This window comes from uncultured Campylobacter sp. (assembly GCF_938041645.1).
Classification (GTDB): domain Bacteria; phylum Campylobacterota; class Campylobacteria; order Campylobacterales; family Campylobacteraceae; genus Campylobacter_B.
Genome location: NZ_CALIST010000024.1, coordinates 1 through 6,339 on the forward strand (window position 1 = coordinate 1; position 6,339 = coordinate 6,339).

Consider the following 6,339-nt stretch of genomic DNA (forward strand, 5'->3'; position numbering starts at 1 on the left):
CAGCTATAAATTGTTGGTTTATAAGTTGATGAGTTTTTAAGTTAGTAAGAAAACTTATAAACTTAAAAACTCATCAACTAACAAACTCACGCTACTATTTCAGCAATTCCTCAATCTCTTTGGCTATATTCTCGATCTTTTCAGTAGGTTCGAAGCGAGCGATAACCTGTCCTTTCTTATTGATGAGGAATTTAGTAAAATTCCATTTGATGTCGGGGGTATTTTTATAATCGCTGTCGATCTTTTGAATAAAATCTCTCAACGTCTCCGCCATTTTTCCTGCGCCGAACCCCTCAAATTTTTTTTGTGATTTTAAATAGGTAAAAAGCGGCAGCGCGTGTTCTCCGTTTACATCCGATTTTTTCATTTGTGGAAACTTCGTGTTGTAATGCAGTGTACAAAATGTGTGAATTTCCGCATCCGTGCCGGGAGCCTGCTCACCGAATTGATTGCACGGCACATCGATTATCTCAAAACCGCTATCGTGGTATTTTTCGTAGATTTCTTCCAGCTCTTTGTACTGCGGCGTAAATCCGCAGGCTGTTGCCGTATTTACAATCAGCAGAACTTTGCCCTTATATTTGCTGAGTGAAACATCGTTTCCTTGTGCATCCTGCACCGAATAATCATAAATCATCATTGTTTACCTCCATAAAATTATATCAATTTTAGAATTATTGCCCGAACATTTGAAATAGCCAATCTTTCTTAGAATTCGCCCGGCTGCCGGGAAATATTGGTTTAGCCGGTTTCTAAAGCTTTTGCAGCCGCTCTTTGCGGCGCCCGAGTGCTATGATCTTATAGCCCTGCGCGCTAAGAGCCCTGGCGATCGCCTCTCCAAAGCCGCTCGTAGCGCCCGTGATGAATGCCGTATTTTTCATATGATCCCCTTTGCGTAAAATTTTAAATTTAGCGCAATGATAACGCAAAACGGATTTAGAATTTATGAAATTTTCTCTTGGGGCGCAGAAGCGGATGAAATAATACGAAGACATTGAGCGTGCTTCTAGCGCGCACGAGCTCGCAATCGGCAGCGGATTCGGCGAGCGCACGGGCTAAATTAAAATTTTGCGTCGTTTGTTTTTCGCGGTTTGCTATAATTACCTAAATTTAGGGAAAAGGCAAATGAGCAAATTTATACGATTTATCCTCGTTAGTATCTGTGCTTGCGCCACTTATGCGGGTCTGAAATATGCTTTTATGCTCTTTATCACGTGGCTCATGTTTAGTGGGGTATATTTTGACGGGCCGGGTGCACTGCTCGCCATACCGCTCACGTTTTTAAGCTCGTCGGTTATATTTGATTATTATTGTATTGCGCTGGGCTCTCATCTGCTCTTTTTATCGCTGCTTAAAGGGCGCGACGTGAAAACGCGATGGATTTTGCCTTTATTTTTTATCATAACGCTCGCGTTTTGTAGTTTTTGCGTCTTAATCGGGCACGAAGATTATCAGCGCATAAACGCGCTTTTTGCACTCTTGCTTATCTCTCCTTTTACGCTCATCGCATACGCCATCGTTACGACCGTAATCCTTGCCAAAAATAAAATTTCGGATTATTATCCGGTCTTAATCGCGATAATTTTTGTGCCCATTCATGCCGCCAGCATAGGGATATGGGGATTAGAACGGATATATTTTGGAGTATTTCTAAACGCGACGATACTGGGGATTTTTTATTTCACGGCGAAAATCGGGCGCGTAAATTTGATCGCACACAGACCTACACCCGACAAAACGCAAAATTCTAAAGACCGCGTTATCAAAACGATACAAAGCAGCGCGACATTATTAAACAACGATATTTTGAAGAAGCGCTAAATTTTATCCTTTTTTAAGAATTCTACATAACGTTTTTGTCGCGCGCTACAAGCTTATATTCTTCCCGATAAATCTGAGCTTTACCGACAAAACCTTCAAAAACTGCGCCGTTTTGCCTCTTGACACATTGACGTCGCTATTTGATCAAATTTATATCCAGCGTGATCTTATCGTTTTTGATCACGCCAATACCCTTGTTTAGCACGTTTTGCGCGATTTGTTTAGCTTCTGCTAGCGAGTGCATCGCGAAGATGCCACATTGAAATTTATTCAGCTGAGTTTCCTTTTGAGAGCCTACGCCCAAAATATCTTTCATACTCGCGCTCCACGCCGCTACGATGTTAATATTTAGTTTCAATAGCGACTAGCTCCAATAAAATTTTATCTGTCACGCACAAAGTTTTTTGCGTTTTTCGATCTAAAATTTGAGTTGCAAGAATTCCATTTGTCGTTTACGGATACTCAGAATAAATATTGTGGCTATTTTATACGTGCAGAGTAAGATAAAATTTGTAGTTCTCAGGCGTGGCAAAATCAGCACGCCCCGTTTTACAGATGGCAAAATAAAGCGCGCCAGAATCGACCCTAACTTGAAATTTTATTTAAAAAGTAAATCGGATTTTAACTTGGAATAAACCTGCTCCCCTTTTAACTCACGGACGATTTGCAGTGCGAATTCCATCGCAGTAGCAGGGCCTTTCGAAGTCATTATATTTTGATCTTTTATGACATTCGCCGAATTCGTATAGCCTGGGTGAGCGATCTGATTTTCAAAACCCGGATAACAAGTATAAGAGTTTTTTAGCACACCTGCGGTGGCTAGTGCCCACGGAGCAGCACATATTGCGCCAATCTTGGCATTGTTTGCGTCGAAGTCGCGCAGTATCTGCCCCAGCTTCTCGCTCTTTGCCAAATTTTCGGCTCCGGGCAAGCCGCCTGGCAAAACGATCATATCAAATTCCGAAACTTTTATATCGTCTAAAATTTCATCGGCGATCATCTCTACGCCGTGCGCACCGCAGACGCATTTCTTATCCAGCCCCACGGATACTGCATCGATCTCCGCGCGGCGCAAAATATCGATCAGACTTACCGCCTCGATCTCTTCAAATCCGTTAGCCAAAATGATCGCTACTTTCATTTGTGCCTCTTTATTTTAGGTATGAGCCCTGCTCACTAGGGGCAGTGGAAATTTCGGTATTCGCACTTCTGCTAGATGGGCTATCGTAGAGGAACGAATCGTCGCCCTTTAGATAAGCAATGATGTAGCCTAGCTCCGTAGCGCCCGTCTTAGCGGCGATCGGCTGCATGATATTTTTCATCTTGCCACCATAACTTAGATCTGTAGTGTATTGCGACATAGCTATCGATATCTCTTTGGCGTCCATATCTTTGAGTTTACGCGATACTCCATAGGCTTTTTTTTGCCCGTTCTCGCCGTGGCAGGAAGCGCACTTCTCGGCAAAGATCGCTCCGCCTCTTTCTTTTAAAGAATTTATATTTCGATTTACCTTGCCGCTATGGGTTTTACTGCCTGCGACCGGAGCGTTTTTGTAGATATTTACAGTTACGTTTTCATCTTTAGAATGCTTTTCGATCAGGGATTTTAGCTCTTTGGCAAACTCACCTTTGGCTTCGAATACATACGTGTCATCATTTGCTTTATCCGCGGCATTTAAACTAAAGGCAAAAAAACATGCTAAAAAAGAAATTTTAAAAATTTTCATAGAAAACCTTGATTTAGAATTTAAAAAGGGCGAAGCAAAAGCTTCGCCCTAATTTTACCCGTATAAGGTAAATAATTAGAAGCTGTATTTAGCCTCGAATCTAATGCGATCTTTTTTCTCATCGCGATCTGTGCCATAAGCATCATCAATTTTATAGTGAGAATACCAAGTTTTGAAACTTAGCTTTTCATTATATTTATAAGAAATTCTACCTACTACCTCATATGCATTATCACCATCTGCTTTACCGTCTAGGTAATCAGCGCCGATTCTGATGCCAGTATCAGGGATGGTATAGCCTGCTACTACATACCAGTAGTGATTTTCGCCAGTAAAATTCCTATAATCTAGCAACTCCTGACCCGGGCTGATGAAAGAGCCTTGATCTTCAAAGGATACAAAAGAAACTTTATCTTTATCATCAGGTTCAAATTTTAAATAACCTGCAGCCAAATCAACACCGAAGAAACCCGCATTGGCCTCTGCAGCCCAGAAGTCTGCATCACTAGCACCTGCATCTTTATAATCGCCGTCGAAATCAGAGAATGCATACTGACCTTTTACGCCAAGATTAAAATCATCAGAGATATCAAAATTTAGAGCTAGTTCTGCAGCGAAAAGCTGTGCAACATCCTCTAGAGCGTTATACCATAGCTGGAAAGATACCGGATCGTATGAACCCATAAAGCCTATGCCATATAGATTATGATCGGTAGTTAATTTACCATCTACTCTAGCCCAATCAAGGCTTGAAATATCGCCATCATTCTCTAAAGAATCCATCCAAAAGCCACTAATTGTCAAACCCTCGATATCAGTGCTAGTAATCTTAACACCATCTCCATACATATCATCGGTAAAGAACGAACCTATGCCTTGGCGACCGACTGCAATAGTGGTACCGCCGATAGTGTATCCCAAATAAGCCTTAGCAATATCGAAATCGGAATCTTTGTCGCTTGGATTTTTTCCACCATGATATTGGCTATTTGAAGAAGATAATGTTTCTCCGTTATCTCTATCTAGAAATCTAACGCCAACTACACCAAAGAAGTTGTCATCGATTTTAGCCTTAAAGTCTACTTCAGATTTGAATTCCCACTTACTAGAATTTTCGCCTTTTACATAGGCACCTTGATCATTCTCGCCAGATACCTTATCGTGGGTATATCGCATACGAGCGTATCCATTTAGATCCACGTCCTTGATAGCTTCCTCTAACGGAACAGCACTTGCACTCATAGCAAGAGCACCTGCAGCGACTGCTGCCGCTAAACTAAGTTTAACTAGTTTCATTTTGAACTCCTTTAAAAGTTTGTAAGCGCAATAGTAGCACAAAATGACAAATTATATGCTTAAAATAGGCTGAAAAATACTAAAATTTTACCAAATTGTTACCGAGTATTTACCGAAAATCCAAATTTAACGGGCATAAAAAAAGCGAGACCCACACAGGCCTCGCCGATTATTGAAAGGAGTTCTAATTTCGATGTGGGGATTATATCAGGCTGCGGTAAACAGACGGCAACACCTCTTTTTTGTGCGGAAGAAATTTGATAAAATTTTACGACGTGAAATTTTTTATGAATGAAATTTCAAGACACGAAATTTGCAAAGCGTGGGTTTTAAAAATCTACGCGATATCTTATCTGCTAAGAATACGGTACCGAGAACGAGTAGTACGTGAAGAACTGCGAGAAAGAAAATTTATAAGAATTTCGCAATCAAAATTCTAGCGCCAGCTGTATTTCTATAATATAGAATTTTGCGGACAAAATAGCGCCACGCAGTAAAAAATCTTAAGCACGAAGCAAGCGAATAGAAAATGCTAACCGAGCCATATAAGACCGAGCCATATAAGTAAGATGTGCAGCGCAGAATTTTGTGAAATACAAAATTCCACAACTTATAAAATATAAAATTATGCAGGCAATCGCATAAAGAATCAGCGGACTTTAAAGCGCAAGCAAATCGCGCCAGCCCGCCATGATTAAGAACAGGAAACTATTGCCTTCATAAGAGTAGAGGGCAAACACAAAAACGTTTCACAAAGTAAAAGCAGGCTCGCTTGCCTTAAAGGGCGCAACGGCTAAAAATCGCGTGGGATTAAAAGCTGATATTTTCGCTCTCAGGTACAGCAATAGCGTCGTTTTTATGCATTTGTTTGGTCTCGATTTTACCAATATCATAAGCGCGCGGAGCAACGGAACCCGCTTTGCGCGAGATGATTCGCATATCGGTGATAGCGCTTGAAGCGGTACTTATGTAGGCAGTATCGCCTGCAGCCGCATAGTATCTGCTTGCGCGAGCGGTGTAGAGCTCGCCGCTGGATAGGTCTTTAAACGTATATACGTAAGCTGTGGAGCTTTGACGAGTGTAGTTTACAATCTCGGATTTGAGCGAGCGTAAGTTGCCTGCAGGCGTCGGAGCGGTGCTTACGGCGCAGCCTGCGATGCCAAGAGCCAAAAGTGCGGAAAATATGAAATTTTTCATTCAGTATCCTTATTTGTAAAATTTGAACTTTTAGAGTAGTAGGTTTGGGCTTAAAGTTTGCTTTTTTGAGAGGCATCGGAGCGGAATTTAAAGAGATCTCTCGACGTTAGGCGAAGCGAGAATGCGCTTTTGGCGATTTTTATATATAAGTGAGGCAAATTTAGCGGCAATCGCGAGTGAGACTTAGCAATATCGTCTAAATCAAACGCGATGGAGCTCTAGTTTCTTTTACCGGGTTAGCGCGCATCAGCACTCTTTGCGGCGCTGACTGCGATATTTGCAAAAATCGGACTCGAAG

The 6,339-nt window shown here is 41.6% G+C and carries 7 protein-coding genes and 1 pseudogene; 1 reads left to right on the top strand and 7 read right to left on the bottom strand.

Annotation, left to right across the window (positions count from 1 at the left end; all coding sequences use genetic code 11):
• Nucleotides 1-94 precede the first annotated feature (94 nt).
• Nucleotides 95-640 (bottom strand): glutathione peroxidase, encoded by a 546-nt coding sequence (locus Q0600_RS04240; protein WP_298757280.1) that lies wholly within the window; start codon nucleotides 638-640, stop codon nucleotides 95-97.
• A gap of 115 nt (nucleotides 641-755) precedes the next feature.
• A pseudogene (locus tag Q0600_RS04245) lies at nucleotides 756-1,052 on the bottom strand (SDR family NAD(P)-dependent oxidoreductase); the annotation flags it as partial.
• A 73-nt stretch (nucleotides 1,053-1,125) separates the two neighbouring features.
• On the opposite strand from Q0600_RS04245, the gene Q0600_RS04250 reads away from it, so the two are divergent.
• Nucleotides 1,126-1,821 (top strand): hypothetical protein, encoded by a 696-nt coding sequence (locus tag Q0600_RS04250; protein WP_298757282.1) that lies wholly within the window; start codon nucleotides 1,126-1,128, stop codon nucleotides 1,819-1,821.
• A gap of 136 nt (nucleotides 1,822-1,957) precedes the next feature.
• On the opposite strand, the gene Q0600_RS04255 is transcribed toward Q0600_RS04250, so the two are convergent.
• The 5 genes from Q0600_RS04255 to Q0600_RS04275 form a co-directional block, all read right to left on the bottom strand.
• Nucleotides 1,958-2,179 carry an S-ribosylhomocysteine lyase gene (locus tag Q0600_RS04255; protein WP_298757285.1) on the bottom strand — a complete coding sequence of 74 codons (222 nt, stop codon included), beginning with the start codon at nucleotides 2,177-2,179 and terminating at the stop codon, nucleotides 1,958-1,960.
• A 240-nt stretch (nucleotides 2,180-2,419) separates the two neighbouring features.
• Nucleotides 2,420-2,962 carry a DJ-1 family glyoxalase III gene (locus tag Q0600_RS04260; protein WP_298757290.1) on the bottom strand — a complete coding sequence of 181 codons (543 nt, stop codon included), beginning with the start codon at nucleotides 2,960-2,962 and terminating at the stop codon, nucleotides 2,420-2,422.
• 10 nt (nucleotides 2,963-2,972) lie between these two features.
• A complete protein-coding gene (locus Q0600_RS04265; protein WP_298757294.1) occupies nucleotides 2,973-3,548 on the bottom strand; it encodes a cytochrome c in 576 nt (191 codons plus the stop codon).
• 75 nt (nucleotides 3,549-3,623) lie between these two features.
• Nucleotides 3,624-4,844 carry an OprD family outer membrane porin gene (locus tag Q0600_RS04270; protein WP_295153384.1) on the bottom strand — a complete coding sequence of 407 codons (1,221 nt, stop codon included), beginning with the start codon at nucleotides 4,842-4,844 and terminating at the stop codon, nucleotides 3,624-3,626.
• A gap of 810 nt (nucleotides 4,845-5,654) precedes the next feature.
• Complete coding sequence (locus Q0600_RS04275) at nucleotides 5,655-6,041, bottom strand: hypothetical protein (RefSeq protein WP_298757297.1); 387 nt, start codon at nucleotides 6,039-6,041, stop codon at nucleotides 5,655-5,657.
• Nucleotides 6,042-6,339 lie beyond the last annotated feature (298 nt).

What these genes read in the sequence shown, in the direction of transcription:
- Q0600_RS04240 (WP_298757280.1), bottom strand. Translation starts at nt 640, where the DNA reads ATGATGATTTATGATTATTCGGTGCAGGATGCACAAGGAAACGATGTT.
- Q0600_RS04250 (WP_298757282.1), top strand. Translation starts at nt 1,126, where the DNA reads ATGAGCAAATTTATACGATTTATCCTCGTTAGTATCTGTGCTTGCGCC.
- Q0600_RS04260 (WP_298757290.1), bottom strand. Translation starts at nt 2,962, where the DNA reads ATGAAAGTAGCGATCATTTTGGCTAACGGATTTGAAGAGATCGAGGCG.
- Q0600_RS04265 (WP_298757294.1), bottom strand. Translation starts at nt 3,548, where the DNA reads ATGAAAATTTTTAAAATTTCTTTTTTAGCATGTTTTTTTGCCTTTAGT.
- Q0600_RS04270 (WP_295153384.1), bottom strand. Translation starts at nt 4,844, where the DNA reads ATGAAACTAGTTAAACTTAGTTTAGCGGCAGCAGTCGCTGCAGGTGCT.
- Q0600_RS04275 (WP_298757297.1), bottom strand. Translation starts at nt 6,041, where the DNA reads ATGAAAAATTTCATATTTTCCGCACTTTTGGCTCTTGGCATCGCAGGC.